This window comes from Ramlibacter sp. (assembly GCF_028291745.1).
In the GTDB taxonomy this organism is placed as follows: domain Bacteria; phylum Pseudomonadota; class Gammaproteobacteria; order Burkholderiales; family Burkholderiaceae_C; genus Ramlibacter.
The window spans coordinates 61,986-88,870 of the sequence record NZ_JAQGNQ010000128.1 but is presented as its reverse complement, the minus strand read 5'-3'; the positions used below and the strand labels follow the sequence as shown (position 1 = coordinate 88,870).

Genomic DNA, 26,885 nt, shown 5'->3' with positions numbered 1-26,885 from the left:
GGCGTCCCGCCACCCCCGCTAGACGCCGGCGCCTGCTCCATGCTCTTCTGGCAGATCCTGATCGACGGCTTCGCCATCAGCTCGCTCTACGCCCTCGGGGCGACCGGCTTCACGCTGATCTTCGGCGTGTCCGGGGTGCTGAACCTCTCGCACGGCGCCATCATGGTCGCGGCGGCCGTGGCCTCGTGGGCGCTGGCCGGGCTGCTGAATGCCGGCCCCTACCTGTCGGCGGTCGGAGGCGTCGTGTTCGGCGTGGTGCTGACGATGCTCACCTACTTCATCACGGTGCGGCCGATCCAGCGTTCGCCGCGCGTGGCCGAGGCGGAGAAGGAAATCTTCATCCTCACCGCCACGCTGCTGTGGGGGATCATCATCTCCGAGACGGTCGCCTACTTCTTCACCAACAACGCCAAGACCGTCTTGCCGATCGTGGAAGGCGTGGTCACGGTGGTCGGTGTGCGCACGCCGACCAACGAGTACTTCACCGCGGTGATCTGCTGGCTGGCGATCGGCGCGCTGTGGGTGCTGGTGAACAAGACGCGCCACGGCAAGGCGGTGCTGGCCGCCTCCATGAACCCGCGGGGCGTGACCTTGCTGGGCATCGAGCTCACGCGCATCCACCTGGCCGTCTGGTTGATCTACGGCTTGCTGGCCAGCATCGCCGGCATCCTGCTCGGGATGTTCCTCGGCGTCAGCTCGTACAGCGTCGGGCCGCTCACGGCGAGCGCGTTTTCGATCGTGGTGCTGGGCGGGCTGGGCAGTGTCACCGGATCGCTGATCGCGGCCTATGTGGTGGGCTACCTGGAGACGGTCACCGCCTATCTCGTGTCGCCGGCCTACCGCTTCATCCCCTCGCTGCTGCTGCTGGTCGTCGTGATGTACCTGCGGCCGCAAGGCCTGTTCGGAAGGCGTTGATGGCGCGACCGGCCTGGCTGCAATCGCGTCCCGTGCTCGCCGGCCTGGTGCTGCTGGCGATCGGTGCCTGCGTCCCTCTCGTGGGCTCCGGCTACGTGCTGGGCCTGCTGACGGTCGCCTTCTACACGGCGGTGTTCGCGATGTCGTGGGACCTGCTGTTCGGCTTTGCCGGCGAGGTGAATTTCGGCCCCACCTTCCTGATCGGGCTGGGTGCGTACACGGCGGGCATTCTCGATGCGCGCCTGTCGCCCGGCGTCTCGCTGTGGCTGTGCGTCGTGGCCGGCGCGGTGGCCGCGGTGATCGGCGGGGTCGTGCTGGCCTTGCCCGCGCTGCGCGTGCGCGGCCCGTACTTCGGCCTGACCACCCTGGTGGCCGTGCTGATGCTGCAAAACATGATCGTGGTGTTTGCCGGCCTCACCGGTGGCGAGATCGGCTTGTCGGTGCCCGACGTGATCTCGGTGAGCGCGACCACCAACTACTGGATCGCCTTCGGCTTCATGGCCGTGAGCGGCGCCATCCTGTACGGCCTCTCGCGCTCACCGGTCGGCCTGGTGCTGCAGGCGAGCGGGCAAGACCCGGTGCAGGCCGGCGCGCTCGGCTTCAACGTCACCAAGCACAAGCTCTTCGCCTTCATCGTCAGCGCCTTCTTCTCGGGGCTGGCTGGCGCGCTGATGGTCTTCTACATGGGCACGGCCTCCGTCGGCACCTTCGTGGACATCTCGATCGGCGTGCAGATCATCGTCGCCGCAGTGCTGGGTGGGCGCCGCACGGTCATCGGCGCGGCGATCGGCGCCGTGTTCCTGATCAGCGCCGGCGAGGCGCTGCGGCCGCTCGGCGAACTGGCCACGCTGCTGGTGTCGGTGGCGGCGCTGCTGGTGGTGCTGTTCTTCCCGAACGGCTTCCTCGGCATGCTCCAGGGCAGGGGGGACCGTGGCTGAGACGCCGATGCTGGAAGTCTCGCAACTGACCAAGCGCTTCGGCGGCCTGGTCGCCGTGAAGGACCTGAGCTTCTCCATCCGGGGCGGCGAGATCCTCGGCCTGATCGGTCCGAACGGCTCGGGCAAGTCCACCGCGATGCGCAGCGTGATGGGCGTCGACCCGCCCACGTCGGGGTCGGTGCGCTTCGAGGGGCGCGAGATCGCCGGCTTGCCCTCGCACAAGGTGGCGCGGCTGGGCGTCGGGCTGGTGTTCCAGCATTCGCGGCCGCTCAATCGCCAGACCGTGGTGGAGAACATCCAGGTCGCCCTCATCCCCGATCGCCTGAGCATGATCTTCCACAGCGCCGAGGTCGCCGAGCAGGCGCGCGCCATCGCGCAGCGCGTCGGTCTTGGCGGCGTGCTCGATCGCAAGCCGCCGACCCTGGCCTTCGCCGACCTGCGCCGGCTGGAACTCGCCAAGGCCATCGCGCTGCATCCCAAGCTGCTGCTGGTCGACGAGCCCTTCGCGGGCCTCACCGCTTCCGAGGTCGCCGGCTTCTCCGAGCTGATCTCCGGGTTTCGCGCCGAGGGCCGCGCGGTGCTGCTGGTCGATCACAACGTCAAGAGCGTCGCCGCCCTCGTGGATCGCGCGGTGGCCATGTACCTGGGCGAGAAGATCGCGGAGGGGACGGCCACCGAGGTGATGCGCGACGAGACCGTGCGGCGCGTCTACCTGGGTGGCGCCCTGATGCGCGCCGAGCGCGCGCCCGAGCGCAGCGCCGAAGGTCCGCCGCTGCTGGAGGTGCGCGACGTCGAGGTGCGCTACGGCAAGGCGCTGGCCGTGCAGGGCGTGTCGCTGCAGGTGCGCGAGGGCGAATTCGTGGCGCTGGTGGGGCTGAACGGCGCCGGCAAGACGACGCTCTTCAATGCGATCTCGGGCCTGGTGCGTTACTCGGGCGAGGTGCGCTGGAGCGGCGCGCCGCTCGCCGGGCTGACCGCTGCCGCGATCGCGCGCGGCGGCATCGTGCAGTGTCCCGAGACCCGCGAGCTGTTCGGCGACATGACCGTACGCGAGAACCTCGACCTCGGCGGCCACGCCCTGGCCCCGGCTGCGCTTACCGAGCGGCGCGAGTGGCTGTTCGACCTTTTTCCCATCCTGCGGGACCGCGCCACGCAGGTCGCGCGCACGCTCAGTGGCGGCGAGCAGCAGATGCTGGCGATCGCGCGCGCGCTGATGATGAAGCCGCGCCTGCTGATCCTCGACGAGCCGACGCTCGGACTGGCGCCGGTGATCCTGGAGACCTTGTCGAAGGCCCTGCATCGGCTGCGCAGCGACGCGGGGCTGACGGTGCTGCTCGGCGAACAGAACGTCACCTTCGCATTGCCGCACGCAGACCGCCTCTACGTGATGGACCACGGCAAGATCGCGTGGGAAGGCGCACCCGAGCGCTTCGAGGAAGAGGCGGCGGAGATGTACCTTTGAGATCGGCTGCTTCGCCGATCGGCGATGTCGGCGGATGCCTCGGCGGATGTCTCGGCGGATGTCATCCCGGGCTTGACCCGGGATCCACGACAGCGGGTACGCGCATCGGGCGTGGATTGCGGGTCGAGCCCGCAATGACATGATTGGGTGCGCGCATCCGGCCTGAATTGCGGGTCAACCCGCAATGACATATTGCCGGCCGAACCGCTTACTGGCCGGAATAAACCCCTGAGCACACGATGGTCTCGCCGGCGCCGCGCTGGCAGTACGCCTTCTTCACCTCGACGATGTTCGTCACCGGGTTGTTGAACTTGTACGGGCCGGACCAGCCGCTGCCCTTGGTCTTCACCAAGGCAACCTGGCCCTTGATCATCTCGTTGCCGTCGAAGTCCCTCAGCCCGATGAGGTTCTTGCCCACCATCTTCGGGTTGGCGCCCTGCGCCAGGCAGTTGCCATCGAAGTCATAGACGAAGACATAGAGGTCGCGGTCCTTGAAGGCCCCGCCCGGGTGGTCGGTGAAGGTCTTGTAGGCGCTCTCCGGGCCGGCCGAATTGACCAGGGCGACGGCTTTCTTCACCATCTCCTGCGCCTCGGCGTCATTGCCGTGCGGCGAAGCAGCGGCCGCGGCCGCGGTGAAAACGTGGACGCCGGCGAACAGGGCCGCAGCCACGCAGGTCTTCAGAGTCTTGCTCATTCACTCTCCTCGAGGATTGGAAACAGCGCCGGCCAAGGACGTCGAATGGGCCGCACCGAAAGTGATCCTGGCGGATGTATCCAAATATTTCAATCGGTAAACACTTGCGTTTACCTTCGTTTGCAGGCAATCACGTGAAGAACTGCTCAGTCGGCGGACTGGCTGGGTCGCAGGGGGGTCGCTTGCAAACAACGCACGGCCTGCCAGCCCCGGGACAACACCGCACCGCGCCCACCTGCTCCCGTCCTATTCTGGCGACCTGCGCCATTCCGGAGACCGAGTCATGACCCGTCCCACGCGAGTCGCCCACGCACGGGGCGCCACCGGCACGCCCTTGATCGAGCAGACCCTGCCCGCCTTCTTCGCCGCCATGGCGCAACGCCAGGCGGAGCATCCCGCGCTGGTCAGCCGACACCAGCAGCGCCGCTCCACCTATGCCGAACTGCACCGCCAATCGCGCCAGCTCGCAAGTGCCCTGCTCGATCTCGGCCTGCGCAAGGGCGACCGCGTCGGCATCTGGTCGCACAACAACGCGGAATGGCTGTTGCTGCAACTCGCCACTGCGCAGGTCGGCCTGATCCTCGTGAACATCAATCCCGCGTACCGCACCGCGGAACTCGAATACGCGCTGAACAAGGTCGAGTGCCAGGCGCTGGTGACGATGGCGCGCTTCAAGACCAGCGACTACCTCGGCATGCTGCGCGAACTCGGGCCCGCGAAGCTGCCGCATCTTCGTCACACCGTCTGGATCGACGAGGCGGCCCGGGGCGAGGAGCAGGCCGGCATGCTGCGTTTTTCCGAGCTGCTCGCGCGCGGCAATCCCGACGATCCGCGCATCGACACGATCGCCGCCTCGCTCGCGCCGCAAGAGGCGATCAACATCCAGTTCACCAGCGGCACGACCGGTTTCCCCAAGGGCGCGACGCTCACCCATCGCAATATCCTGAACAACGGCTTCTTCATCGGCGAGGCGATGAAGCTCACGCCGGCCGACCGCCTGTGCATCCCGGTGCCGCTCTATCACTGCTTCGGCATGGTGCTGGGCAACCTGGCCTGCCTCACGCACGGCGCGACCATCGTTTATCCGAACGATGCCTTCGACCCGCTCACTGTGCTCGAGACGGTGCAGGCGGAGCGCTGCACCAGCCTGCACGGCGTGCCCACGATGTTCATCGCCGAACTCGATCACCCGCGCTTTCGCGAGTTCGATCTCTCCTCGCTGCGCACCGGCATCATGGCCGGCTCGCCCTGCCCGATCGAGGTCATGAAGCGCGTGGTGAACGAGATGCACATGAACGAGGTCACCATCGCCTACGGCATGACCGAGACCAGCCCGGTGAGCTGCCAGAGCAGCACCGACACGCCGCTGGACAAGCGCGTCTCCACCGTCGGCCAGGTGCAGCCGCACCTCGAAGTGAGGATCGCCGACCCGGAGACGGGCAGCACCCTGGCCACCGCCACGCCCGGCGAGCTGTGCACGCGCGGCTACTCGGTGATGCTTGGCTACTGGGAAGACCCGGAGAAGACCCGCGAGGCGATCGACAGCGAGGGCTGGATGCACACGGGCGACCTCGCGACCATGGACGACGAGGGCTACGTCAACATCGTGGGCCGCATCAAGGACATGGTGATCCGCGGCGGCGAGAACATCTATCCCCGTGAAATCGAGGAGTTCCTCTACCGCATGCCGCAGGTGCAGGACGTGCAGGTGGTCGGCGTGCCCGATCGCAAGTACGGCGAGGAACTCTGCGCGTGGATCATCGCCAAGCCCGGGCAGTCGCTCGGTGAAGAAGAGGTGCGGGCCTTCTGCAACGGCCAGATCGCGCACTACAAGGTCCCCCGCCACATCCGCTTCGTCGATGCCTTCCCGATGACGGTGACCGGCAAGATCCAGAAGTTCAAGATCCGCGACGCGATGAAGAACGAGCTGGGGCTGCAGGAAGAGCGCACTGCGTGAGCTCGGCGCCTTGTGCAAGGCATGCCACGCGCATTGCGTGCCGGCCGCGCAAGCGCAATACTGCGCCGGATCCGATCACGGAGGCTCGCCCATGCTGAAACTCCTTATCCTCGCACTCGCCATGACACTCACCTCCCTGCACGCCGCCCCTCCTCCGCTCACCGACGCCGTCCGCGCTGAACTTGCCCCAGCGGGCAAGCTGCGCGCGGGCATGAATCTGGGGAATGCCCTGTTCACCCAGAAGGACCCGGCCACCGGCGCCTTGCGCGGGGTGAGCGCCGACCTGATGCGCGAGCTCGGCGCCCGACTCGGCGTGCCGGTGGAGTTCGTGGTCTACGACACCCCCGGGCAAGTGGCCGACGCGGCGGAATCGAACGCGTGGGATGTCGCCGTGCTCGCCATCGAGCAGGCGCGCTCGCGCACCATTGCCTTCTCACCGCCGATGACCGAGATCGAGGCCACCTACGTCGTCCACAAGGATTCGCCATTGCATGCCGCTGCGGACGTCGACGGCGCCGGTGTGCGCATCGCGGTGGCCGAGAAGGCGGGGTACGAGCTGTACCTCACGCGCACCGTGCGCGCCGCAACCCTGATCCGCACCAAGGGCCTGCCGGCGGGGATCGAACTGTTCAACGGCCGCGGCGCCGATGCCATCGCCGCCCTGAAGCCGCAGTTGCTGGAGTCGGTGGCGCTGTTGCACGACGCGCGCATGGTCGAAGGCAACTTCATGATCGTCAATCACGGCCTCGGCACGCCGCGCGGCCGGCCGGCGGCAGCGGCCTGGCTGCAGGCCTTCGTGACGGACCTGGTGGGTGCGGGCTTCATCGCGCGTTCGATCGCGGCCAACGGCGTGCAGGGGCTGTCGGCGGTGAGGTAGGAAGCAGCGCCTCGACAGCGCGACGATCTGGACGGTACCGCCACACTGCTCTGAGGCGGTCCGCCACCGTCAATGAAGCGTGCGCCGGAAGAACTCCACCACCTGCGCGTTGAATGCATCGTGGAAGGCCTGGCGGTCGAAGCCCGGCGCGTCGGTACAGATCTCGCGCGCCGACTGCCGGAGCGCCTCCGGACACGGAGGCAGGAAGGCGAAGTGGCCGGCCGCCGCAACCGTATGAAGGTCGGGCTTCGCAGGCAAGCCGACGGCCACGGCGGCCACGCCCTCGGGCGTGACACCGTCGCCGCCCTGCTCGGAGCGCCAGAGCTGGATCGGGATGCCGACCGCGCCAAACGCGTCTGGCGCAAAGAAGAGAGTCAGGGGATCGGCGATCACGGCCGCCTTGATGCGGGGGTCGTGCGCCACAGGCGTGGGCTGGCCCTCGCGCAAGCGGGGAACGGCACCGGCCAGCACGAGCCCGGTATAGCCGCCGCGCGAAAAACCGAAGAAGCCGATGCGGTCGGCAGCAACGACGGACGCGGACGGCCAGGCGCCAAGCAGGTGGTCGACCAGCCGCTTGATGTCGGCCGGGCGCTGGATGAACGCCGACACCTCGTTGGAGGAACTGCTGTCCTGCGCGTTGTCGCCGGGGTGCGAAATGGCCGCCACGATGAATCCGGCGTCGGCCAAGGCCTGCGCGGTGTCGCGATGGCCGAGGAAGGTCCCGGCGCGGCCGTGCGACATCACGATCAATGGCAACTTCGTACCTGCAAGCGGGCAGTCCCTGGCGGCCGATACGAGAAATGGGCCCAGCCGCAACTGCGTGGGCGGCAGCGCGCAGGGATACCACACCGCCCCGGACATGGCCGGCGACGAAGCATCGGCCGGCACATTCAGCGCCTGGATACCGGCGGCGAACGAGGCAGACGCTGCGAGCATGGCTGCCAGCAGGATGGCGCTGCCGGCAACGAGGCGCTGGGTCGAATGCATGGTCATGATCTCCTGATTGGCAATTCGGCAACTCCGGATCGCGAGTCTCCCGCAGGCGCAAGGCGGCATGCATCGCATTGCGATGGAATGCAGAGATCGCACCGCGGAATGCGCCAGGCGCGGACCGATCGCATCAATGCTGCCTTCTTTTTGCATCAATGGCGGCAGGCGCCCTGCCTACCATCGCCCGTTCCATGCCCGACCAGATTCCCGCTCCGCGCCATTGGGGCGCCGTCCTGACCGCGATGGTCACGCCCTTCGACGCCAGGGGCGACCTCGACCTGGAGAGCGCCCGCAAGCTGGCGCGGTGGCTGCAGGAGCATGGCAGCGAAGGCCTGGTGGTGGCGGCGACCACCGGCGAGGCGACAGTCCTCTGCGACTCCGAGCGGCTGGACCTGATCCGCGCCGTCTGCGCGGCGGTGACCATTCCGGTGGTCGCCGGCACGGGCAGCAACGACACGCAGCACAGCGTCGTGCTCACACGAAGGGCGAAGGAGCTCGGCGCCGCCGGAGTGATCGCCGTCAGCCCGTACTACAGCCGCCCACCGCAGGCGGGCATCGAAGCACACTTTCGCGCGATCGCCGAGGCGACGCCGCTGCCGGTGATGCTGTACGACGTGCCGCTGCGCACCGGGCGACGCATTGCCCGCGAGGTGCTGCTGCGACTGCTTCGCGAGGTACCGAACATCGTCGCCCTCAAGGATGCGACCGCAGACCCGGCCGCCTCTGCCGCATTGCTGGCCGACGCCGACTTCGACCTGTATTCCGGCGACGACGCCTGCACCTTGCCGCTGCTGGCCGTGGGCGCAGTCGGCGTGGTCGGCACCACCACGCATTGGACCGCAGCGCTGTTCGCTTCGATGATCAGCGCAATGCGCCGCGGAGAGCTGGCGCAGGCGCGCGCGATCAATGCGCGGCTGCAGCCTTCCTTTGCCTACGTGAACAGCGACGACTGCGTGTTTCCGATGGCGATCAAGGCCTTGCTTCCCCTCCTGGGGCTGGACGCCGGAGTGTGCCGCCTGCCCTTGCCCGCCGCGCCCGGCGGCACCCAGGAGCGTGCGCTTGCCGTGTGCCGCGAGCTCGGCATCGCCTGAGCCACAGCTGGCTGTCCCGGCACACACCTCGCCGCGAATCGTGTACCGTTCCCGCATGGACAAATGCAAGCTCGGGCGCAGCGGCCCGGAGGTTTCGCGGATCGCGCTGGGATGCATGGGAATGTCGGGCATGTACGGCCCGGCGGAGCGCGGCGAGAGCGTCGCGACCATTCACGCGGCCCTGGATTCCGGCATCAACCTGCTGGACACCGGCGACTTCTACGGCATGGGGCACAACGAGATGCTGATCGCCGAAGCGATCGCCGGCCGCCCACGCGACAGTGTCCTCCTCAGCGTCAAGTTCGGCGCCTTGCGGGACGCCGCGCACCGCTGGAACGGCTACGACGCGCGGCCGGCGGCGGTGAAGAATTTCCTCGCCTATACCTTGCAGCGTCTGCGCGTCGATCACATCGACATCTACCGGCCCGCGCGGCTCGACCCGGAGGTGCCGATCGAGGACACCGTCGGCGCGATCGCGGACATGGTGAAGGCGGGGTACGTGCGCCACATCGGCCTGTCCGAGGTGGGCGCGGCCACCATCCGCCGCGCCGCCGCCGTGCACCCGATCGCCGACCTGCAGATCGAGTACTCGCTGATCTCGCGCAGCATCGAGGACAACGGCATCCTGGCCGCATGCCGCGAACTCGGCATCGGCATCACGGCCTACGGCGTGCTCTCGCGCGGCCTGATCAGCGGCCACTGGAATCCGGGCGAGCGCGCGCCGGGCGACTTCCGCACGATGACGCCGCGCTTTGCGCAAGGCAACGTCGAGAGCAACCTGCGACTGGTCGAGTCCCTGCGGCAGTTCGCGCAACGCCGGGGCGTGACGGTGGCGCAGGTCGCGATTGCCTGGGTGCTGGCGCAGGGAGCGGACATCGTGCCAGTGATAGGCGCACGCCGGCGCGACCGCTTGCAGGAGGCGCTCGGCGCATTGGCGCTGCAACTCACGGACGCCGACCTCGCGGAGATCGCGCGGGCCGTGCCCAAGGGAGCAGCGCAGGGCGGCCGCTATGCGCCGGAACAGCTCGCGCACCTGGATTCGGAGCGCTGAGGTCAGCCAGAGGATGTCATCCCGCGCCAAAGGATGTCATCCCGGGCTCGACCCGGGATCCAGGCGGCGCTCGTGCCACCGCTGTCGTGGATTGCGGGTCAAGCCCGCAATGACATCGCAGCATCGAGCCATCGCCCCAAGCCACTACATCTCGTCAATCCCCGTACGAGTCTCCGGTGCCGCGGCGCCCTCGCCCAGCGCGAACCGCTCCCGCGTGCGCACGTAGAAGCTGGCGCCGAAGCGGCCTACCGGATGGTAATCCTGCAGCCGCACGCGCCAGGTCTGCGGGTCGACCAGGCCTTCGCGGGCGTGCAGCCACAACACGCGGCCGATGAAGATCTGCCGGCTCGCCGTTTCCAGCAATTCCCACAGATTGCACTCGAAGGCGACCGGCGCCTCGGCGATGCGCGGCGGCTTCACCGCGCGCGAGGGCTGCGTGTGCAGGCCCACGCGCGCGAGTTCGCTTTCGTGCGCGGGCAGCCGCTCGCCGCAGCGGTGCATCTGCTCGGCCATCGCTTCGTCGGTCAGGTGCACCACGAACTCGCGGCTGCGCACGATATTGGCCGCGGTGTCCTTCAGGCCGCCGCCCTCCAGCCGGTTGATGCTGAGCATCACGATCGGCGGCTCTTCACCCAGCATGTTGAACATGCTGAAGGGCGCTGCGTTCACCACCCCGCCCTCGCCCAGCGTCGTGACCAGCGCGATCGGCCGTGGCACGATCAGGCTGGCCATCAGCTTGTAGCGCTGGTACTCCGTGAGCGTGGCGAAGTCGACGTCCATCAGACCGAGCCCACCACGCCTTCGATCAGGTAGTCCATGCGATCCAGGTAGGGGTCGTAGTTGCCGTAGCTCCGGTCGATCACGAGCTTGCCCGTGTTGCTCTTCACCGGGCCGACGAAAATCGGTTTGCCCGCCCTGAGATCGGCCATGGCCATGGTGGCGGCGTTGCGCGCCTTGTCGCTCGCGCCGGGGCCGAACGGCGTGCTCTGCACCATGTCCTTGTCGTAGCCGCCGAAGAAGGTGTTGGGCAGCTTCTCGCCGCGGCCGATCGAGGTGGCGAAGGACGTGTAGACCGTCTCCCACTTGTTCTCGGCGCCGGTGATGAAGGCACGCGGCGCGAGCCTGGCTTGCGACGCGTTGTGGCCGAGCGTCTTGATGTCCTTGCGGTCGGCGGTTTCGATCACGACCTTGGGGCTGTCCACATGGCACGCGATCACGTCGCAGCCGGCGGTGATCAGCGCGTTGGTCGCTTCCGCTTCGCGCACCGGCAGCGACCAGTCGCCGGTCATGATCACCTGCACGGTGGCTTTCGGATTGACCTTGCGCACGCCCATGGTGAAGGCATTGATGTTGCGCAGGACGATCGCGATCGGCTTGGCGGCGACGTAGCCGATCTTGTTGCTGGTGGTCGAGAGCCCCGCGGCGACGCCGTTGACGTAGTGCGCCTGGTCGAGGTAGCAGAAGTAGCCGCCCAGGTTCATCGGGTGCTTGTCGGCCGACCACAGCGAGGTGGGATGGCGGAACTGCACCTGCGGATACTTCCTGGCCGCCTCGATCATGTACGGATCGAAGTAGCCGAAGGAGGTGCCGAACACCAGCGAGGCGCCGTCGGACTGCACCATCGCGTCGAGTGTCTTGCGCACCGCCACCGTCTCCGGCACGTTCTCCTCCTCGACCACCTTGACGCCCGGCACCTTGGCCAGCGCCTTGGCGGCCACCGCGTGTGCCTGGTTCCAGCCGTAGTCGTCGCGCGGGCCGACATAGATGATGCCGACCGTGACGTTGGCGGCGTGGGCGGCGCGCGGCAGTCCGGCCACCAGGGCGCTGGCGCCGGCCGCGGCCTGCGCGAGGAAGTGGCGGCGGGAACGAGGCGAGGAATCGGTCATGGCGTGAGGCCTTCGTCGGGAGTGGAGGAAACCGTGGGTGCGCCGTTGGGGCTGGTGACGAACCGCTCTTCCCACCAGGAGAAGAACAGGTCGCGCAACGCCGCCCCCAGGTCGTCGGCATACAAGGCCCGGTGCTCGTACCCCTGCAAGGCCGCGAGCTCCGCGTCATCGAGTTCGACCACCACCTCGGCCACGGTGAGCGGCGTATTGAGGAACTGCGGCTCGTAGCCCTTGTCGCGCCGCAGTTCGCGGTCGGCCTTGATCGTCGGGTTGCGGAAGTCGCGCGGCGTGCGCTGGCTGGCCAGCACCGGCAGGCGCGGCACGCGTGCCAGGTCGGCCTCGGCCGCCTCGAGCACCTGCACCTTGATCGGCTTCAAGAAGAAGTTGCTGGTGCGCATGACGTCGGCGCCGCAGACATTGGGAACGGCCAGCGTGTCGACCAGCGCCAGCAGCTCGATGTAGTCGCCCGCCACGGTGTCCTGCCGGGTGATCTTCACGGCGCCGCCCGCCTGCACCTCCGTGAACATGAACAGGTTGAAGCTGTCGTGCACGTCGTCCGGCGTCAGGCCGTACTCGCGCTGCGCCTCGGCCTGGATGTCGTGGCAGTTGGTATGCGCGTGAAAGCCGTAGGTGCTCTCGTAGACGTAGGCGCTGCAGCGCGGGAACAGCACGTCGTTGCGGCCGACGCTATCCGCCAGGATGTAGAACATGGCGCGCTCGCGCGGCGGTGCCGACCACAGGAAGGAGCCCGTCGTCGGGTTGAAGCCATGCACCGTGCGCGTGCGGCCGCAGTGCATGAATTCCTTGTAATCGTGCAGGTTGAAGGCATTGAAGTCGACGCACTGGCCGCCCTCCACCTGCTCGATGCGCAACACCTGCCCCGCCCGCAGTTCGATCGCCTTGCCGGTGCCGGGTTGCAGGATCCATTCGGCGACGACGGCGCGGGCGCTCACGTGCGAGGCTCCCGCGGCTGCGCGGGCTGCGGCTGCGCGCGTTGCGCATGTTCGCGCAAGGCGAGCTTGAGCAACGCCGCGCGGTCCGGTGCGAGGCCGCGCGCGATGGTGCGATCCAGCAGTTCGAGCTGCTGGCGATTCAGGAGCACGACAAGCCGGTGCATGCCGGGCTCATGCAAGGCGCGTGCCGCTCGATGCGCCGCTCACCGCGGCGAATACCTGCCCCGGCGTGGTCCACCAGGTGCGCTCGGGCGCATGCGCCGCCACGTGCCGCAAGGCGCGTCGCAGGTGCAGCAGCCGGTGCGGCTGGCCGACGATGTACGGGTGCAGCGCGATGCCCATCACCAGCGGCTGTCGCTCGCATTGCCGCAGCATCTCGTCGAACTGGTCGACGATCATGTCGGCGAAGTCGCAGCCGGTCATCAGCCGCGCCATCATGGCCGGGATGTCGTTCAATTCCTGCGGATAGGGGATCGACCACAGCGGCTGGCCGCCGCGCGTGTGCATCGCGACCGGCTGGTCGTCATGGCACCAGTTGAGGGTGTACCGGTAGCCCGCTTCCACCAGCAGGTCCGGCGTCCGGGCGCTTTCCGAAATCCAGGGCGAGAGCCAGCCCGCCGGCGCGATGCCAGCCGCGGCCGCCAGCCGCTCGCGGCAATAGCGCAGCAGCCGCGCCTCCTCGTCCTCGTCCATCTCGCCCTGGCGTTGCGCGTTGGTGTGGCCGTGGCCGACGATTTCGTAACCGCGCTCCACGCACGCCTGCACCAGCGTCGGACAGTGATCGAGCAAAGCGGTGTTGACCAGCGCCGCGACCGGCAGCCGCAGCTCGTCGAACAGCTCCAGCAGCCGCCAGGCGCCGACCCGGTTGCCCCATTCGCGCCAGGCGTGATTGAGCACGTCGGGCTGCGGCTGCGGCGGCGCCAGCGAGGCGCCGAGGCCGTCGCCGAAGGAGAACTGCTCCAGGTTCAATGCGACGTACACGGCGAGCCGCCTGCCTTGCGGCCACGTGTAGTCGGGGCGCTGCGTGATGGCGGAATAGTCGAAGCGGCCGTGGCTGCGCAACTCGTAAGGGGCTTTCATGGGAGGTCTCCGGGTTCTGGGTCGCGCCGGAACAGCGGGCGCTACGCATCGCAGCAGTGTCAGTCGCGCAAGGCCGCGGCGATGCGGCGCGCGCCCGCAGCCACGCTGTCGATCAGCGGCACTGCGCAACGCCCTTGCAGTTCGGCCGCCATGCCGGCCAGCGCCGCACCGCCGACGATGACGGCACGGGCGTCGAAGCGGCGCGTCGCCTCTGCACAAGCCTGGGCCAGCAACGCACGCGCGCCGTCCCGATCCGCCGCGAGTTCGGCGCCCGTCGGCGCCACGGTGTGGATGCCCGCCAGCGCGGCGTCGAAACCGAGCGCCTGGGCGAGTCGCCGCAGCATCGGCTCCCAGCGGGCGCCGCCGGTCACGATCGCGAACCGGCCGTGACGCGCGGCTTCGATGAACGATGCTTCGGCGAGGCCGGTGACCGGCACGGGGCTGCTCTCTCGCAGCGCGAACAGGCCCGGGTCGCCGAAGCAGCCGATCAACACGGCATCGGCCGCTTTGCTCCTTCCCCCTCCGGGGGAAGGTGGGGATGGGGGCGCTCCGGGCGCAGTGAACGCCGCAGCGCCCCCACCCCAGCCCTCCCCCGGAGGGGGAGGGAGCAAGACATCGAGCACGGCATGGGCCGCCACTGCGTAGCTCGCCTCGTCGGCGATGTAGGGCGCGCCGAAACGCGCGGTGACTGCACGCACGACGAAGCCCGAGCCGACCTCTCGCTGCACGTGCTCCTGCAGGAGCCTTGTGATCGCCTCGGTTGTGTTCGGATTGATCACGAGCAAGTCGCGCACGGTGTTCACGGTCGGCTCCGCTTCTGCCGCCTGCCAAGCCACAGCACCAGCGCCAGCGTCGCGCCCATCACCAGGAAGGAGACGATGGTCGTCACGGTGCCCAGCGCGTAGATCGCCGGCGTGGTGACGGTGGAGGTCAGGGCTTGCAGTTCCAGCGGCAGCGTGTTGACGTCGCCGATCGCCTGCGACGTTCGCGCGATTTCATCCCAGCTCAGGGTGAAGCCGAACATGCCGATCCCCACCACCGAGGGTGCGATCAGCGGCAGCACCACGTGCCGGAACGATTGCCACGGCGTGGCGCCGAGATCGCGCGCGGCCTCCTCGTAGGCCGGATCGAAGCGGTTGAACACCGCGAACATGATCAGCAGGCCGAAGGGCAAGGTCCATGTGAGGTGCGCGCCGAGCGCGGAGGTGAGCAGCCCCAGCGCCGTGCCGTAGTTCTCCAGCACGCCTTCCGCTCCGAGGGCGGTCAGCGCATTCTTGATGCCGCCATCGAGCAGCCGGAACTCCAGGCCGATGCCGAGCGACACGATGATCGAGGGCATGATCAGGCTCGCGATCGCGACGTAGAACAGCGCGTCGCCGCCGCGCAGCCGCTTGCGAAACGCCAGCCCCGCCAGCAGCGACAGCACGATCGTGCAGCCCATCACCACCGCCCCCAGCAGCAGCGATCGGCGAAAGGCCGCGGCGATGTCCACGGTGCCCAGGCCTCGGGCCAGTTGCGCGAACCAGTGCAGCGACACGCCGCGCAAGGGAAAGGTCAGTCCGCCCTCCGGCCCCTGGAAACTCAGGACGACGATCGTGAGCATCGGGCCGTAGAGGAACAGCACGAAGAGGGCGAACACCATCGCCAGCGGCCAGAAGCCGGGGGCGCGGGAATCGGAGACCCGGGCTTGCATGTCAAAGCTCCCGGCGGATGTCGACCAGCCGCGTCAGGCCCCAGATGATCATCAGCACCACCGCCAGCAGGATCACCGCGTTGGCCGCGGCCAGCGGGAACTGCAGGTAGGAGGTCTGCACCTGGATGATCTTGCCGACCGAGGCGATCTGCTGGCCGCCCATCACGCCGACCGTCACGAAGTCGCCCATCACGATGGTGATGACGAAGATCGAGCCGATCAGGATGCCGGTGCGCGACAGGGGCACCACCACGTTCCACAGCGTCTGCCAGGCGGAAGCGCCGGCATCGCTGGCCGCTTCCAGCAGGCTGCGGTCGATGCGCATCATGCTATTGAAGATCGGCACGATCATGAACATCGTGTAGAGATGCACGAAGGCCAGCACCACCGAGAAGCTGGAGAACAGCAGCCACTCCACCGGCTGTCGCACCAGGTGCGCTCCCACGAGCAGGTCGTTGACCAGGCCGTTGCGCCCCAGGAGCGGCACCCACGAGATCATGCGGATCACGTTGGAGGTCCAGAACGGGATCGTGCACAGCACGAACAGCGCGGTCTGCACCGAGGGCGAGCGCACGTGGAAGGCCAGGAAATAGGCAACGGCGAATCCCAGCCCCAGCGTCGCGGCCCACACCAGCAGGCAGAACTTCAGTGTCGACAGATAGGTGGCGAAGGTGACGCACAGGTCCCCGCGCGCATTGAGGCCGCCGCAGCCCTCGAAGATCGCGAGGTAGTTGCGCCCGGTGAAGGCGGGCAGCAACTCGTACTCGTTGAAGTTCCAGAAGCTGACCGCCAGCACCAGCGCCAGCGGCAGCAGGAAGAACAGCAGGAACACGAACGCGAACGGCCCCGCCTGCCACCAGGCGGCAACCGTCTTCAGCAGGCCGGGCTCATGCCGCGACAAACTCGTTCCACTTGCGGACCATGTATTCGTTCTCGTCCATCACCGCGTTCCAGCAGGCGATCGAACCCATGCGCTGTTCGTAGCTGCCGCCGTCGCGCACCGAACCCGCCTTGGCCAGCAGGTCGCCGTGCGGGCTCTTGATGTCCTGCGCAGCCGGCTTGCCTTCCATCCAGTAGGCCCACTCGTAAGGCTCCATCTTCGCCTTGGCCGTCTCCAGCACCGCGCTGTAGTAGCCCTGGCGATTGAGGTAGGCACCGGCCCAGCCGTCGAGAAACCAGTTGATGAACTCGTAGGCCGCATCGAGCTTCCTGCCTTGCAGCGTCGCCGGCAGGCCGAAGCCGGAGGCCCAGGCGCGGTAGCCCTCCTTGAGCGGCTGGTACACGCAATCGATGCCCTTGGTGCGCACCGCCGTCACGGCCGGCGACCACATCGACTGGATCACCACCTCGCCCGAGGACATCAGGTTGACCGACTCGTTGAAGTCCTTCCACAACGAGCGGAACTGGCCGGCCTTCTTGGCTTCGATCAGCGTAGCGATCGTGAGGTCGATCTCCTTCTTCGTCATGTTCCCCTTGTCGGGGTACTTGTACCTGCCCATGGACTCGACCACCATGGCGCCGTCCATGATGCCGATGGAGGGGATGTTGAGGATCGAGGCCTTGCCTTTGAATTCGGGATTGAGCAGCTCGGCCCAGGTGGTGATCGGCCGCTTGATCAGGTCGGGCCGGATGCCCAGCGTGTCGGCGTTGTAGGTCGTCGGGATCAGCGACATCCACTGCGTCGGCGATTTCGCGAAGGTCTTGCTCTTCTCGCCTTCCAGGAAGATCACCTTCTTGGGCGCCGTGCCCTGGTCGCCGACCTTCTTGCCGGCGACCTCGCCGCGCGTGAAGACGGACGCGATCTTGCCGGCGTTCTTCACCCGCTTGACATCGATGCCCTTCAGGTTGCCGGTGGGCACGATCTTCTTGAGCGAGAAGAATTCGGAATCCAGAAGGTCGAAGCTGTTGGGGGCCGTCACGGCGCGCTTGGTGACGTCGTCGGTGGTCACCGCCACGTACTGGATCGTGATGCCGGTGTCGGCCTTGAACTTGTCCGCGATCTCCTTGTCCTGGTTCACGGCCGTGCCCAGGTAGCGCAGCACGGGCTTGTCCTGCGCGTGGATCGCGGGCGCCAGGCCGGTGGCCAGGATGCCGGCGGTGCCCTTGAGGAGGGAGCGGCGCTGCAGGCCGGTGTCGGCGTGCTTGGGATCGTTGTCGGACATGGGGAGAGCTCCTTCAGTGGGAATCGGTGGGGGCTTCAGGCGTGCAGGGGGTGCGCGTGTTCGCGCGCCCAGGAAAGCTGCACCGGCTCGCCCGGCGCATAGCGGCGCGCCACGAACTGCGCCTCGGGCAGCATCACGCTGACGCCGGTATCCCCCGCGGCGTCGCGCGCCCGCAGGCCCAGCATCACGTAGGTGCCCTGGTATTCGACGTCGGTGACGGTGCCCGCAATGGCAAACGCCGCATCGCCGGCCTGCGCCACCGGCACGATGCGCATGTGGTCGTTGCGCACGGCAACCTTGCCGAAGGCCGTTGCGATCACGTTGTGGCCGCCCATGAAGCGGGCGATGAACTCGGTGGCCGGCGCGTTGTACAACTCGCGCGGCGCGCCGACCTGCTCGATGCGGCCCTGGTTCATCACCACGATGGAATCGGCCAGCGCCATCGCCTCCTCCTGCGAGTGCGTGACGTGGATGAAGGTGAGGTCCAGATCCTGCTGCCAGCGCCGCAGCTCCGCGCGCATCTGCACGCGCAGGAACGGGTCGAGCGCCGACAGCGGCTCGTCGAGCAGCAGCACGCGCGGCTGCGTGATGAGCGCGCGCGCCAGCGCCACGCGCTGCTGCTGCCCGCCCGAGAGCTCACCCGGTTTGCGTTGCGCGAGTTGGCCCATCGCGACCCGCTCCAGCAGTTCCTGCGCGCGGCGATGGCGCTCCGCCTTGGCCACGCCCTTCATCTTCAGGCTGAAGGCAACGTTGTCCAGCGCCGAGAGATGCGGAAACAGCGCGAAGCTCTGGAACATCATCGCGGTGCCGCGCGCCGCCGCCGGCGCCCGCGTGATGTTGCGGTTCTCCAGCAGGATGTCGCCGCTGCTCACGCCTTCGTGGCCGGCGATCATGCGCAAGGTCGTGGTCTTGCCGCAGCCCGACGGTCCGAGCAGGCAGCAGTAGCTGCCGCGCGCGACGCGCAGGTCGATTGCATCGACGGCAGGCGGCACCCCGGGCGCATAGCGCTTGGTGAGTGCGACCAGTTCGATCGCGTGCGTGACGAGGGGCGCTGATGCGTCCATATGGGGGCGAACATGCACGGGCCGTGCCAGCCGCTTGCGGGGCGCGCGCACGACAACGGTGCAAGGCGCGGAACTTGCGGTCGCGGTCCTTCATCGAGTCAAGGACACAGCAAGATGGCGCAACAAGTGGATCTCTATCGCCTGCCCATGCGGGGGCCAGGCGACATTTCGGGGCTGCAGCGCCTGCTGCAAGACGGTGCATTCGCCGCGCACGAGATCGTGGCGATCCTCGGCAAGACCGAAGGCAACGGCGGGGTCAACGACTTCACGCGCGAATACGCGTCGGCCTCGTTCTGCAGCCTGCTGGCGCCGGCCCTCGGCTGCACGCCGGCCGAAGTGGAGCACCGCATCGCACTGGTGATGTCCGGCGGCACCGAAGGCGTGCTCAGCCCGCATGCGTCGGTATTCGTGCGTCGTTCGGTGCAGCAAGCGCCCGCCGCCGGCGCGCCGCGCATGGCGATCGGCGTCGCGCACACCCGCGACTTCCTGCCCGAGGAACTCGGTCGCCGGGCGCAGATCGAGGAAACCGCGCGCGCGGTGCGCTCGGCATGGCGCGACGCCGGCATCGAAACGGCGGCGGACGTGCACTTCGTGCAGGTGAAGTGCCCGCTGCTGACCGCGGAGCGGGTGGAGCAGGCGCGCCAGCGCGGCCGCGAGCCCGTCACCAGCGAGTCGTACGCCTCGATGGCGTGGTCGCGCGGCGCTTCCGCGCTGGGGGTGGCGGTTGCCCTGGGCGAAGTCGGGCCCGAGGTGCCCGATTCGGCCGTGCTCGCCGACTGGAACCTGCATTCCTCGGTGGCCTCCACGTCGGCCGGCATCGAGCTCGCGCACAACGTGGTGGTGGTGATGGGCAATTCGCGCGCGGCGGCCGGCGAACTGGTGATCGGCCACGCCGTGATGCGCGACGCCATTGACCTGGCCGCCGTGCGTTCGGCCCTCGCCAGCGCCGGGCTGCGCGAGGATGGCGCCGACGCAGCGCGCATCGTCAATGTCTTTGCCAAGGCGGAGCCCTCGCCGGACGGCGCGGTGCGCGGCTTTCGCCACACGATGCTCGACGACACCGACATCAGCGCGACGCGACACGCGCGCGCGGCCGTCGGCGGACTGATCGCAGGCGTGGCGGGCACCGGGGCCATCTACGTCTCCGGCGGCGCCGAGCACCAGGGACCGGCCGGTGGCGGTCCGGTGGCCGTGGTGGCCCGCGCCCGCGCGTGAATCTTTGCAGACGGCGTGCAGGCCCGGGAAACCAAAAGACTGCTATCTTCGCTGCGTGCCCGGTTCGCCCTCCGGGCAGGAGTCGCATCGTGAAGAGAATCATCCTGGTCGGCCTGCTGCTGGCCACGCGGCTGGCGCTGGCCGCCCTGGCCGACCAGCCCATGGACGCCACCACGACAACCCCGGTGCAGAAGACGGCAGCCACCACTTCGGCCGGCGTCGCCTATACCGACATCAGCCGCACCCTGCGCAACAAGACGCAGGTGCATGAATTCGCCAATGCCGCCGGCACCGTGTTCGCCGTGAGCTGGTCGGGTCCGTTCAAGGCGGACCTGAAGCAACTGCTCGGCCGCCACTTCCAGGAATTCCAGAAGAGCCAGGGCCAGCGCTCCGGCAACCGCTCGCACGAGCGCGTTGATACGGGCGACATGGTCGTCGTGTCGAGCGGCCACATGGGCGCGTTCGAAGGGCGCGCCTGGCTGCCCTCGCAGTTGCCCGCCGGCTTCGATCCCGAGGAGATGAAATGAAGCGGCAGCCAGCTTGGCGGAGCCTCGCCGCCATCGCCTTGATCGCGTTGCTGTCCGGCTGCGGCGGCGGGTCGGACAACTCCACGACCACGCCTGCGCCGCCGACGACGTCCTTGGCCGCCAATCAGCTGGACATCAGGGTCGACGCGGGCACCGACGGCCGGTCCGTGAACTCGCCCTACGTGACGGTCACGGTCTGCCAGCCGGGCACCGCCAGCTGCCAGACCATCGACCACGTGCTGCTCGATACCGGCTCGTTCGGCCTGCGGCTGGCCGCATCCGCAGTAACGGGCGTCACCCTGCCGCAGGTGGCCGCGCCCAATGGCAGCCCGCTGGCCGAATGTGCCGGCTTCGTCAGCGGCTTCTCGTGGGGATCGGTGCGACGCGCGGACGTGCAACTGTCCGGGGAGCAGGCCGCCAGCATCCCGGTGCAGCTGGTCGACGACCCGGCCTTGCCCAACGTGCCGGCCGCTTGCAGCAACACGGGAACGTCGATCGGCGTCGGCGCCGGTGCCAAGGGCATCCTCGGGGTCGGCCTGGAGACGCAGGACTGCGGCGCGGCATGCCTCAACAGCACCGCCCCGGCGCTTTATTACGCCTGCCCGAGCACCCCGGCCGGCACCCCCTGCGCGGCGTCGACCGCGCCGCTGGCCTCGCAAGTCACCAACCCGGTGGCGCTGTTCGCCGCCGACAATAACGGCGTGACGATCGCCTTGCCCCAGGTCCCGCTTGGCGGCCTGCCGGTCGTGACCGGCATCCTGACCTTCGGCATCGGCACGCAGGCCGACAACCAGCTTGGCGCGGCCACGGTGTACACGGCCGACAGCCAGGGCAACATCACGACGGTCTACAAGGGCCGCTCGCTGAGAGGCTTCGTCGACAGCGGCTCCAACGGCATCTTCTTCCGCGACACGACCCTGCCCTGCACGCCGGGCTTCTACTGCCCGCCCACGCCGCTGACCCTGGACGCCACATTCACGGGCACCAACGGCGCGACGGCGGACATCCCGTTCCAGGTCGAAGACCCGGCCAAGCTCCCGGGCAATTCGGTGGTGGGCCACCTGGCCGGCGGCCTCGGGGCCGGCCTGTTCGACTGGGGCTTGCCTTTCTTCTTCGGCCGCACGGTGTTTTCTGCCATCCGTGGCGCCACCACACCGGCGGGACCGGGACCGTACTGGGCCTTCTGAACGAGCGAAGGGCCGGGGTCCCGGAATGACCGCCGGCCGCCATCACGAGGAGCGTTGAACTGCCGTTGCGGGCGGCCTTGCGCGAAGCATGCAAATCCGGGATCACACCCACACCGCGGCAGCCATCCTGCTGGCGGGAGTGGTTGCGCTCTTCGCACTCTGCGGCGACGGGCCGGGGCGCGACCTGCTCTCCGCCACCTCCCTGCCGCGACTGCCGCCACCCGGCAGCAATGCGCGCGTGCGCTTCGACGCCTGCCTGCAGAACGTGGCGGTCATCCACGATCTCTATTGGGCCAGCGCCTGTTCGGTGGTCGCCGCGGAAAAGCGGCGGCGCCGCGCCTGGGACCTGCAGGACGAAGACGATTCCCCGGACTGCATGCTCCCCGAGGACCGCGCCCGCCGCCTCAACGAGGGGCGCGCCGCGGCCGAGCGGGAGTGCCAGGACGAGGCGGGCGCAAGCGCCAGCGATGCGGCAGCGCTGCCGCGATGAGAGCCGCCCGCGGCAAGGCCGCAGTTGCTCAGCGCAAGCCGCTCGGCGCCACCCAGGTGTAGCCCAGTTTGGTCATGGCGGTGACCAGGGCCTTGAGGTCGGCCAGCGCCGGCAGCCCGTACGCGGGTTCCAGCAGGAAGGGATGGAAGAAGAAGGAGCCGAAGCCGTCGCGCACCGTCAGCGCGTATTGCGCATTGGTCAGGATGTCCTTGCCGGTGTAGACCACGTTCGCGGTCGGATCGCCCGGCAGGGCGTATTCGAAGTTGCCCAGGTTTTCCGGCAGCACTCTCTGGCCGTAGTAATCCTGGTTGATGATGTAGGGATAGAACTGGCCGACGGCCATGTCCGGCCCGACGGCCGCCGTGAAGTTCGGCGTGTCCGAGGTGTAGTACACGACGCGCTGGTAGGTGGTGGGGAACACCTGCGGCGTGGCGCGATAAGCCGCGGCGGAACCCTGGTAGTGCGGCATCTCCCAGGCGACTGGCGTGTAGCCGTTGCTTTGCAGTTCGGTCAGGCCGGCGCGCAGGCGGCCGAGCGCCCAGGCCTGCGAGTCTTCCGCCACCGGCGAGTTGGCCACGATGTTCCACATCTCGTAGTCGTCGCCACTCACCGCATCGTAGGGGTTGCGCAGCGCTGCGTACTGGTGGGTATAGCCGTGCATCACGACCTCGCCGCCGCGCGCCAGTGCGTAGTTCAATTCCTTCTTGAGATTGCTGGCCTGCGAGAGCGGGATGGTGAGCGGCACGCCGTTGTTGTAGATGCCGAGTGCATCCGTGAAGTGCGGAATCGTGGCGATCGAGAACGGGATCGCCTTGACATGCAGGTAGTCGGTAAGCGTCTTCATCGACGCCACGGAGGTCCAGGCATTCACGTCCTCGAGGCGGATCATCGCCTTGTGGCTCTCGGCGGCGGGGCTGCCCAGCATGTCGTGCAGCAGGTCGGCAAGCACCAGATAACGGTCGCGCGGCCCGATGAAACTCAGGGGCGCGTCGGCCACGTACCAGAAATTGCCCGAGCGCACGACGTAGGGAGCCGTCTCCTTGGTCTTCGGGTTGGTCATCGTGACGAGCGTGGTCGCCTTGGTGGGGTCGGCAATGGCCGTGATCCCGACGTCCGGGTCGGCGCTGACCGTGCCGTCGCTGTTGAAGGTGTAGTACTTGACGAAGGCCTTGCCCTTGTACTGGATCGTGTCGAAGAAGCCGGGCGTGGGATTGGCTGCGCTCGGCGCTGCGTTCATTCCGCGCAGGGCGCTAAAGGACACGCCGCGCGTCGCGGTGAAGTTATAGGCCGGGTTCCAGGCCAGCTGCCAGATGTTGTAGCGAAACCAGACGAGCGTCTTCGCGGTGCTTGCCGCATCGCCGAGAAAGGCCGCCGGCAACTGGAAGTCGTAGGCCGATCCGAGGTAGAAGGTGGCGTCGTACGCATTGACGGTGCCCGCCGTGTATCCGGCCACGGGCGCCAGGGTGACCTGCGCATCGAAGTGGCCCAGCAGGTTGCGCAGCATGATCGAGTAAGCGAACCCGATCTTGTCGTAGGTCGTGCCAGTGGGTGTGTCGTAGAGCACCAGCACCTTGGGCGGCGGGGGTGTCTGCGCTTGCGCGGGAACGCAGCAGATGCAGATCATCCAGGCAAGCACGACAAGGTAGCGGACGAGTACTTTCATGGTGCATCCAGTCAATGGCAACGCCCATCATTTCCCGGTCGGGCCATGGTGGCGACCGGCATCCGGGTCGCATTTACGTGTAGGAGGGGACGCCGCGTCGCAAGCCAGGCCGCTGAGGTGAGGACTTGCCGTAAGGAGGTTCCTACGCCAGAAGCAGCCTTCTTCTTTCCTGCCGGCTGAGCGGCCGGGGCACATTCGCAGCAGAGCCTTGCAACCCGGAACCTGGAGAGATCAGATGCGCGCATTCGGACTGCGGGTCGTTGCCGCCAGCATGGCCTGGACGGCTTTTGCCGCGGCCGCACAGACCGTGACTGCGCCACCGCGCCCGCCGGGGTTCTCGCTCGTGCGTCCGGTCGCGGGCATGCCACCGCAGTCCATGCACGACTCCGGCGAGAAAGAACACAAGTACGTCCACCCGGACGCCACGCGCGACGACAGCATCCCGACTGCCAGCGCAAGTTCCGGCACGGCGGCCGGCACCGCCAGCAGCGCGGACACCGGCGGCAAGGGCACCGGCCCGGCCCGCGAAATGGGCGACAAGGGGGCGAGCTCGTATTTCTACGATCGTGGCAAGAAGTAGCAACAAGTAGGGTGGGTGGCCGCAGGCAACCCACCGTTCGGCGCTACATGGTGGGGTGCCTGCGGCATCCCACCCTACGCGAAGAACCCCCGCAACTCCGCATAGGTCTCGTCGGGGCACTCCTCCTGCAGGTAGTGCCCCGAGGGCACGGTCGCGGCCCGGACGATGCGGGTAGCGTACTCGGCCCAGACCTCCGCGGCCTTGTGGTTGCGGCCGACGCCGCCATGCGCCCCCCACAGGATCAGCGTCGGGTTGCGCACGCGGCGGCCGGCGTTGTGGTCGGCCGTGTCCATCTCGAGGTCGATGCCGAAGGTGGCCCGGTAGTCCTCACACATCGCATGGATGGTGTCCGGATTCCGAATGCAGCGGATGTATTCCTGCAGTGCTTCGGGGCCGAAGAAGGCCGTGCCCTCGGCGGTCTTGGACAGCTTGCGGCGGATGAAGAATTCAGGGTTGGCTCCCATCATCGTTTCCGGGGTCGGATAGTCCTGCGCCATGAAGCTCCAGTGCCACGAGAACCGGCACCAGCGCAGCGTGATGTGGTTCAGGAGATGGTGCTGCGGCAGCATGTCGAGGAAGGCCGCCTTGAGCACCTTGTCGCCGTGGTCCAGGCAGAGGCGATGCAGCACGCGCGCGCCGCGGTCATGCCCCGCGGCATGGAAGCGGTCGAAGCCAAGCGCCTGCATGACCTCGATCTGGTCCTGGGCCATCGCGCGAAAGGAATACTCTTCGTGGGCGCTTCCGCCCTTCGGCTTGGAGCTGTCGCCATAGCCCCGCAGGTCGGTGCAGACGACGGTGAATTCGTCGGCCAGGCGCGGCGCGATCTTGTGCCAGGACAGGTGCGTGAACGGATTGCCATGCATCAGGAGCAAGGGAGGGCCGCTGCCGCCCACCGTGGTGACGATCTCCGCACCGCTGGTCCTGATGACGGACCTGGTGAATCGCTTGCGGAACTGCTCGAAATACTCGCTCATGCTGTCTCCCGGTGGATCCGAATCGTCGGCGCGATGCGGGGCATCAATGCAGGTTCCGGGGCGCATCGGCCAGCCGCTCGTCGAGCCGGCCGCCCGGGCGGCAGTCCTGCGAGAGCGTGGGGCAGTAGCAGGCAAGCCCACGGCGCAACGACTGCCAGCGGCACCAGCGGAAAGCGGGCCTCGAGCGGGTTCTTGTCCGGGCTGCGGCGCGCCCACCGCCACAGGTACCAGCCAGCCAGCAGCACGCAGACACAGGAGACAAGAGCCATCTGCGCCCCGTTGTACGCGCGCGGCAGCGGCAAGGCAAGCAGCGATTACCAGCAGCGCCGGGGCGCTGCCAATGAGTTGGCACCGATGCAGGCGGTGTCGTCACATGCTACGACCATGCGCGTCGCCCGTGGGGCACGGCAGCGCGGCCTGTCCCTGGTCGCGGATCGCGTCGATCACGAGCCGCATCGCGCGCGAGGAATTGCGGCGGCTCGGGTAATACGCATGCAGGCCCGGGAAGCTGGGACACCAGTCCTCCATGACTCTGCGCAAGCGGCCGGCGTCCACATGGGGCTGCGTCATTTCTTCCGGCAGGAAGGCCAGGCCGTATCCGCTCAAGGACGCGTTCAGGATCTGGTAGGCGCCATTGAAGGTCACCTGGCCGCTGACGCGCGCCTCGATGGCGCGGCCTTCATGCTGCAGCTCCCACGCATAGATGCCGCCACTGCCGGCGAGGCGCAAGGAGATGCAGTTGTGCCGCGCCAGGTCCTGCACGGTCAGCGGCTCGCGGTGGGTCTGGAAGTAGCGCGGGGATCCGACGATGGTCATGCGCACGTCGGGGGTCAGCCGCACGGCGACCATGTCCTTGTGGACCTGGTCGCCATGGCGCACGCCGATGTCGAAGCGCTCCGCCGCGACATCGACCAGGCGGTACTCCGAGCTCATCTCCACGCGCACGTCGGGATACTTCTCCAGCACCGCGGCCAGGCGGGGCCACAGGATGCTGTCGATGACGTGATCGATCGCGGTGATGCGGATGGTGCCGGCGGGCTTGTCGCCCAGGTCGCTGACGGCCGCCAGCTCCTGCTCGATTTCCTGCAGGCGCGGCTGCACGGTGAGGATCAGCTGCTCGCCGGCGTCCGTGGGCGAGACGCTGCGCGTGGTGCGCGTGAGCAGGCGCACGCCCATGCGGGTTTCGAGGGCCCGGACCGTGTGGCTCAGCGAGGATTGCGAAACGCCGAGCCGTGCCGCGGCGCGCGTGAAGCTGCGCTCCTGGGCGACCGCGAAGAAGGCAAACAGGTCATTGATGTTCTCGCGCGACATTCGGGTCCCGGGCGGATCGGCTGCGGCGATTCTAGGCGCGGCAGCGCTTGCGCCAGCAACCGTGGCATTCATCGGCTCCGCGCATAGAGCCATGCACCCGGGAGCGCTACCGCTGCCGGCATGCG

Annotated in this window: 27 protein-coding genes; 12 read left to right on the top strand and 15 right to left on the bottom strand. The window is 68.1% G+C overall.

Annotated features, from left to right (window positions below):
• The first annotated feature begins 39 nt into the window (after positions 1 to 39).
• From JWP60_RS23930 to JWP60_RS23920, 3 genes are read left to right on the top strand one after another with little or no spacing between them, the layout of a single operon-like run.
• Positions 40 to 915 (top strand): branched-chain amino acid ABC transporter permease, encoded by an 876-nt coding sequence (locus tag JWP60_RS23930; RefSeq protein WP_299797130.1) that lies wholly within the window; start codon positions 40 to 42, stop codon positions 913 to 915.
• Positions 915 to 1,853, top strand: a complete 939-nt coding sequence (locus JWP60_RS23925) for a branched-chain amino acid ABC transporter permease (protein ID WP_299797129.1) — start codon at positions 915 to 917, stop codon at positions 1,851 to 1,853. The genes JWP60_RS23930 and JWP60_RS23925 overlap by 1 nt, the downstream gene beginning before the upstream one ends.
• Positions 1,846 to 3,315, top strand: a complete 1,470-nt coding sequence (locus JWP60_RS23920) for an ATP-binding cassette domain-containing protein (RefSeq protein ID WP_299797127.1) — start codon at positions 1,846 to 1,848, stop codon at positions 3,313 to 3,315. Before JWP60_RS23925 ends, JWP60_RS23920 begins: the two co-directional genes overlap by 8 nt.
• A 208-nt stretch (positions 3,316 to 3,523) precedes the next feature.
• Here JWP60_RS23920 and JWP60_RS23915 read toward each other — a convergent pair whose 3' ends face one another.
• Positions 3,524 to 4,009 (bottom strand): cache domain-containing protein, encoded by a 486-nt coding sequence (locus JWP60_RS23915; protein WP_299797125.1) that lies wholly within the window; start codon positions 4,007 to 4,009, stop codon positions 3,524 to 3,526.
• Positions 4,010 to 4,292: 283 nt separating this feature from the next.
• On the opposite strand from JWP60_RS23915, the gene JWP60_RS23910 reads away from it, so the two are divergent.
• Both JWP60_RS23910 and JWP60_RS23905 read left to right on the top strand, forming a co-directional pair.
• Entirely contained in the window at positions 4,293 to 5,966 is a 1,674-nt protein-coding gene (locus JWP60_RS23910) for an AMP-binding protein (protein ID WP_299797123.1), read from the top strand.
• Between the two features lie 91 nt (positions 5,967 to 6,057).
• A complete protein-coding gene (locus tag JWP60_RS23905; protein ID WP_299797121.1) occupies positions 6,058 to 6,843 on the top strand; it encodes a transporter substrate-binding domain-containing protein in 786 nt (261 codons plus the stop codon).
• A gap of 69 nt (positions 6,844 to 6,912) precedes the next feature.
• Here JWP60_RS23905 and JWP60_RS23900 read toward each other — a convergent pair whose 3' ends face one another.
• On the bottom strand, positions 6,913 to 7,830 hold the full coding sequence (locus JWP60_RS23900) for a dienelactone hydrolase (RefSeq protein ID WP_299797249.1): 918 nt from the start codon (positions 7,828 to 7,830) through the stop codon (positions 6,913 to 6,915).
• A 194-nt stretch (positions 7,831 to 8,024) separates the two neighbouring features.
• On the opposite strand from JWP60_RS23900, the gene dapA reads away from it, so the two are divergent.
• Together dapA and JWP60_RS23890 are read left to right on the top strand one after the other, a co-directional pair.
• A complete protein-coding gene (dapA, locus tag JWP60_RS23895) occupies positions 8,025 to 8,924 on the top strand; it encodes a 4-hydroxy-tetrahydrodipicolinate synthase (protein WP_299797119.1) in 900 nt (299 codons plus the stop codon).
• A gap of 55 nt (positions 8,925 to 8,979) precedes the next feature.
• Positions 8,980 to 9,975, top strand: a complete 996-nt coding sequence (locus tag JWP60_RS23890; RefSeq protein ID WP_299797117.1) for an aldo/keto reductase — start codon at positions 8,980 to 8,982, stop codon at positions 9,973 to 9,975.
• A 144-nt stretch (positions 9,976 to 10,119) separates the two neighbouring features.
• Here JWP60_RS23890 and JWP60_RS23885 read toward each other — a convergent pair whose 3' ends face one another.
• The 10 genes from JWP60_RS23885 to JWP60_RS23840 are packed head-to-tail and all read right to left on the bottom strand — an operon-like array spanning position 10,120 to position 18,813.
• Positions 10,120 to 10,755: a flavin reductase family protein gene (locus JWP60_RS23885; protein ID WP_299797115.1), complete on the bottom strand. Its 636-nt coding sequence runs from the start codon at positions 10,753 to 10,755 to the stop codon at positions 10,120 to 10,122.
• Entirely contained in the window at positions 10,755 to 11,861 is a 1,107-nt protein-coding gene (locus JWP60_RS23880; RefSeq protein ID WP_299797113.1) for a BMP family ABC transporter substrate-binding protein, read from the bottom strand. Before JWP60_RS23880 ends, JWP60_RS23885 begins: the two co-directional genes overlap by 1 nt.
• The gene (locus tag JWP60_RS23875; protein WP_299797111.1) at positions 11,858 to 12,814 is read right to left on the bottom strand and encodes an urea carboxylase-associated family protein; all 957 of its coding nucleotides are present in this window, start codon (positions 12,812 to 12,814) and stop codon (positions 11,858 to 11,860) included. Before JWP60_RS23875 ends, JWP60_RS23880 begins: the two co-directional genes overlap by 4 nt.
• Positions 12,811 to 12,978, bottom strand: a complete 168-nt coding sequence (locus JWP60_RS23870; protein ID WP_299797109.1) for a hypothetical protein — start codon at positions 12,976 to 12,978, stop codon at positions 12,811 to 12,813. Before JWP60_RS23870 ends, JWP60_RS23875 begins: the two co-directional genes overlap by 4 nt.
• 7 nt (positions 12,979 to 12,985) lie before the next feature.
• On the bottom strand, positions 12,986 to 13,894 hold the full coding sequence (locus tag JWP60_RS23865; protein ID WP_299797106.1) for a polysaccharide deacetylase family protein: 909 nt from the start codon (positions 13,892 to 13,894) through the stop codon (positions 12,986 to 12,988).
• A 59-nt stretch (positions 13,895 to 13,953) separates the two neighbouring features.
• A complete protein-coding gene (locus JWP60_RS23860) occupies positions 13,954 to 14,688 on the bottom strand; it encodes an aspartate/glutamate racemase family protein (protein WP_299797246.1) in 735 nt (244 codons plus the stop codon).
• Between the two features lie 5 nt (positions 14,689 to 14,693).
• The gene (locus JWP60_RS23855; RefSeq protein WP_299797103.1) at positions 14,694 to 15,587 is read right to left on the bottom strand and encodes an ABC transporter permease; all 894 of its coding nucleotides are present in this window, start codon (positions 15,585 to 15,587) and stop codon (positions 14,694 to 14,696) included.
• Position 15,588: 1 nt separating this feature from the next.
• Entirely contained in the window at positions 15,589 to 16,488 is a 900-nt protein-coding gene (locus JWP60_RS23850) for an ABC transporter permease (protein ID WP_299797100.1), read from the bottom strand.
• A complete protein-coding gene (locus JWP60_RS23845; protein ID WP_299797097.1) occupies positions 16,475 to 17,749 on the bottom strand; it encodes an extracellular solute-binding protein in 1,275 nt (424 codons plus the stop codon). The genes JWP60_RS23850 and JWP60_RS23845 overlap by 14 nt, the downstream gene beginning before the upstream one ends.
• A gap of 35 nt (positions 17,750 to 17,784) precedes the next feature.
• Complete coding sequence (locus tag JWP60_RS23840; protein WP_299797094.1) at positions 17,785 to 18,813, bottom strand: ABC transporter ATP-binding protein; 1,029 nt, start codon at positions 18,811 to 18,813, stop codon at positions 17,785 to 17,787.
• A 114-nt stretch (positions 18,814 to 18,927) separates the two neighbouring features.
• Between JWP60_RS23840 and JWP60_RS23835 the strand changes: the two genes are divergently transcribed.
• From JWP60_RS23835 to JWP60_RS23820, 4 genes are all read left to right on the top strand, one after another.
• On the top strand, positions 18,928 to 20,028 hold the full coding sequence (locus JWP60_RS23835; RefSeq protein WP_299797091.1) for a ring-opening amidohydrolase: 1,101 nt from the start codon (positions 18,928 to 18,930) through the stop codon (positions 20,026 to 20,028).
• An 89-nt stretch (positions 20,029 to 20,117) separates the two neighbouring features.
• Complete coding sequence (locus tag JWP60_RS23830) at positions 20,118 to 20,555, top strand: DUF2844 domain-containing protein (RefSeq protein ID WP_299797088.1); 438 nt, start codon at positions 20,118 to 20,120, stop codon at positions 20,553 to 20,555.
• Positions 20,552 to 21,742 (top strand): DUF3443 domain-containing protein, encoded by a 1,191-nt coding sequence (locus JWP60_RS23825; RefSeq protein WP_299797085.1) that lies wholly within the window; start codon positions 20,552 to 20,554, stop codon positions 21,740 to 21,742. Before JWP60_RS23830 ends, JWP60_RS23825 begins: the two co-directional genes overlap by 4 nt.
• Positions 21,743 to 21,830: 88 nt before the next feature.
• Entirely contained in the window at positions 21,831 to 22,232 is a 402-nt protein-coding gene (locus JWP60_RS23820) for a hypothetical protein (RefSeq protein ID WP_299797082.1), read from the top strand.
• Between the two features lie 28 nt (positions 22,233 to 22,260).
• On the opposite strand, the gene JWP60_RS23815 is transcribed toward JWP60_RS23820, so the two are convergent.
• Positions 22,261 to 23,895 carry a DUF2334 domain-containing protein gene (locus tag JWP60_RS23815; protein WP_299797079.1) on the bottom strand — a complete coding sequence of 545 codons (1,635 nt, stop codon included), beginning with the start codon at positions 23,893 to 23,895 and terminating at the stop codon, positions 22,261 to 22,263.
• A 235-nt stretch (positions 23,896 to 24,130) separates the two neighbouring features.
• Between JWP60_RS23815 and JWP60_RS23810 the strand changes: the two genes are divergently transcribed.
• Positions 24,131 to 24,475, top strand: coding sequence for a hypothetical protein (locus tag JWP60_RS23810; protein WP_299797076.1), 345 nt, complete (start codon positions 24,131 to 24,133; stop codon positions 24,473 to 24,475).
• A 74-nt stretch (positions 24,476 to 24,549) separates the two neighbouring features.
• Here the strand turns inward: JWP60_RS23810 and JWP60_RS23805 are convergent, their stop codons facing one another.
• Positions 24,550 to 25,449: an alpha/beta hydrolase gene (locus JWP60_RS23805; RefSeq protein WP_299797073.1), complete on the bottom strand. Its 900-nt coding sequence runs from the start codon at positions 25,447 to 25,449 to the stop codon at positions 24,550 to 24,552.
• A 369-nt stretch (positions 25,450 to 25,818) separates the two neighbouring features.
• A complete protein-coding gene (locus JWP60_RS23800) occupies positions 25,819 to 26,760 on the bottom strand; it encodes a LysR family transcriptional regulator (protein WP_299797070.1) in 942 nt (313 codons plus the stop codon).
• Positions 26,761 to 26,885: the final 125 nt, after the last annotated feature.

What these genes read in the sequence shown, in the direction of transcription:
- JWP60_RS23930 (WP_299797130.1), top strand. Translation starts at nt 40, where the DNA reads ATGCTCTTCTGGCAGATCCTGATCGACGGCTTCGCCATCAGCTCGCTC.
- JWP60_RS23925 (WP_299797129.1), top strand. Translation starts at nt 915, where the DNA reads ATGGCGCGACCGGCCTGGCTGCAATCGCGTCCCGTGCTCGCCGGCCTG.
- JWP60_RS23915 (WP_299797125.1), bottom strand. Translation starts at nt 4,009, where the DNA reads ATGAGCAAGACTCTGAAGACCTGCGTGGCTGCGGCCCTGTTCGCCGGC.
- JWP60_RS23910 (WP_299797123.1), top strand. Translation starts at nt 4,293, where the DNA reads ATGACCCGTCCCACGCGAGTCGCCCACGCACGGGGCGCCACCGGCACG.
- JWP60_RS23905 (WP_299797121.1), top strand. Translation starts at nt 6,058, where the DNA reads ATGCTGAAACTCCTTATCCTCGCACTCGCCATGACACTCACCTCCCTG.
- JWP60_RS23900 (WP_299797249.1), bottom strand. Translation starts at nt 7,830, where the DNA reads ATGCATTCGACCCAGCGCCTCGTTGCCGGCAGCGCCATCCTGCTGGCA.
- dapA (WP_299797119.1), top strand. Translation starts at nt 8,025, where the DNA reads ATGCCCGACCAGATTCCCGCTCCGCGCCATTGGGGCGCCGTCCTGACC.
- JWP60_RS23890 (WP_299797117.1), top strand. Translation starts at nt 8,980, where the DNA reads ATGGACAAATGCAAGCTCGGGCGCAGCGGCCCGGAGGTTTCGCGGATC.
- JWP60_RS23885 (WP_299797115.1), bottom strand. Translation starts at nt 10,755, where the DNA reads ATGGACGTCGACTTCGCCACGCTCACGGAGTACCAGCGCTACAAGCTG.
- JWP60_RS23880 (WP_299797113.1), bottom strand. Translation starts at nt 11,861, where the DNA reads ATGACCGATTCCTCGCCTCGTTCCCGCCGCCACTTCCTCGCGCAGGCC.
- JWP60_RS23870 (WP_299797109.1), bottom strand. Translation starts at nt 12,978, where the DNA reads ATGCACCGGCTTGTCGTGCTCCTGAATCGCCAGCAGCTCGAACTGCTG.
- JWP60_RS23865 (WP_299797106.1), bottom strand. Translation starts at nt 13,894, where the DNA reads ATGAAAGCCCCTTACGAGTTGCGCAGCCACGGCCGCTTCGACTATTCC.
- JWP60_RS23855 (WP_299797103.1), bottom strand. Translation starts at nt 15,587, where the DNA reads ATGCAAGCCCGGGTCTCCGATTCCCGCGCCCCCGGCTTCTGGCCGCTG.
- JWP60_RS23845 (WP_299797097.1), bottom strand. Translation starts at nt 17,749, where the DNA reads ATGTCCGACAACGATCCCAAGCACGCCGACACCGGCCTGCAGCGCCGC.
- JWP60_RS23840 (WP_299797094.1), bottom strand. Translation starts at nt 18,813, where the DNA reads ATGGACGCATCAGCGCCCCTCGTCACGCACGCGATCGAACTGGTCGCA.
- JWP60_RS23835 (WP_299797091.1), top strand. Translation starts at nt 18,928, where the DNA reads ATGGCGCAACAAGTGGATCTCTATCGCCTGCCCATGCGGGGGCCAGGC.
- JWP60_RS23825 (WP_299797085.1), top strand. Translation starts at nt 20,552, where the DNA reads ATGAAGCGGCAGCCAGCTTGGCGGAGCCTCGCCGCCATCGCCTTGATC.
- JWP60_RS23820 (WP_299797082.1), top strand. Translation starts at nt 21,831, where the DNA reads ATGCAAATCCGGGATCACACCCACACCGCGGCAGCCATCCTGCTGGCG.
- JWP60_RS23815 (WP_299797079.1), bottom strand. Translation starts at nt 23,895, where the DNA reads ATGAAAGTACTCGTCCGCTACCTTGTCGTGCTTGCCTGGATGATCTGC.
- JWP60_RS23810 (WP_299797076.1), top strand. Translation starts at nt 24,131, where the DNA reads ATGCGCGCATTCGGACTGCGGGTCGTTGCCGCCAGCATGGCCTGGACG.
- JWP60_RS23805 (WP_299797073.1), bottom strand. Translation starts at nt 25,449, where the DNA reads ATGAGCGAGTATTTCGAGCAGTTCCGCAAGCGATTCACCAGGTCCGTC.
- JWP60_RS23800 (WP_299797070.1), bottom strand. Translation starts at nt 26,760, where the DNA reads ATGTCGCGCGAGAACATCAATGACCTGTTTGCCTTCTTCGCGGTCGCC.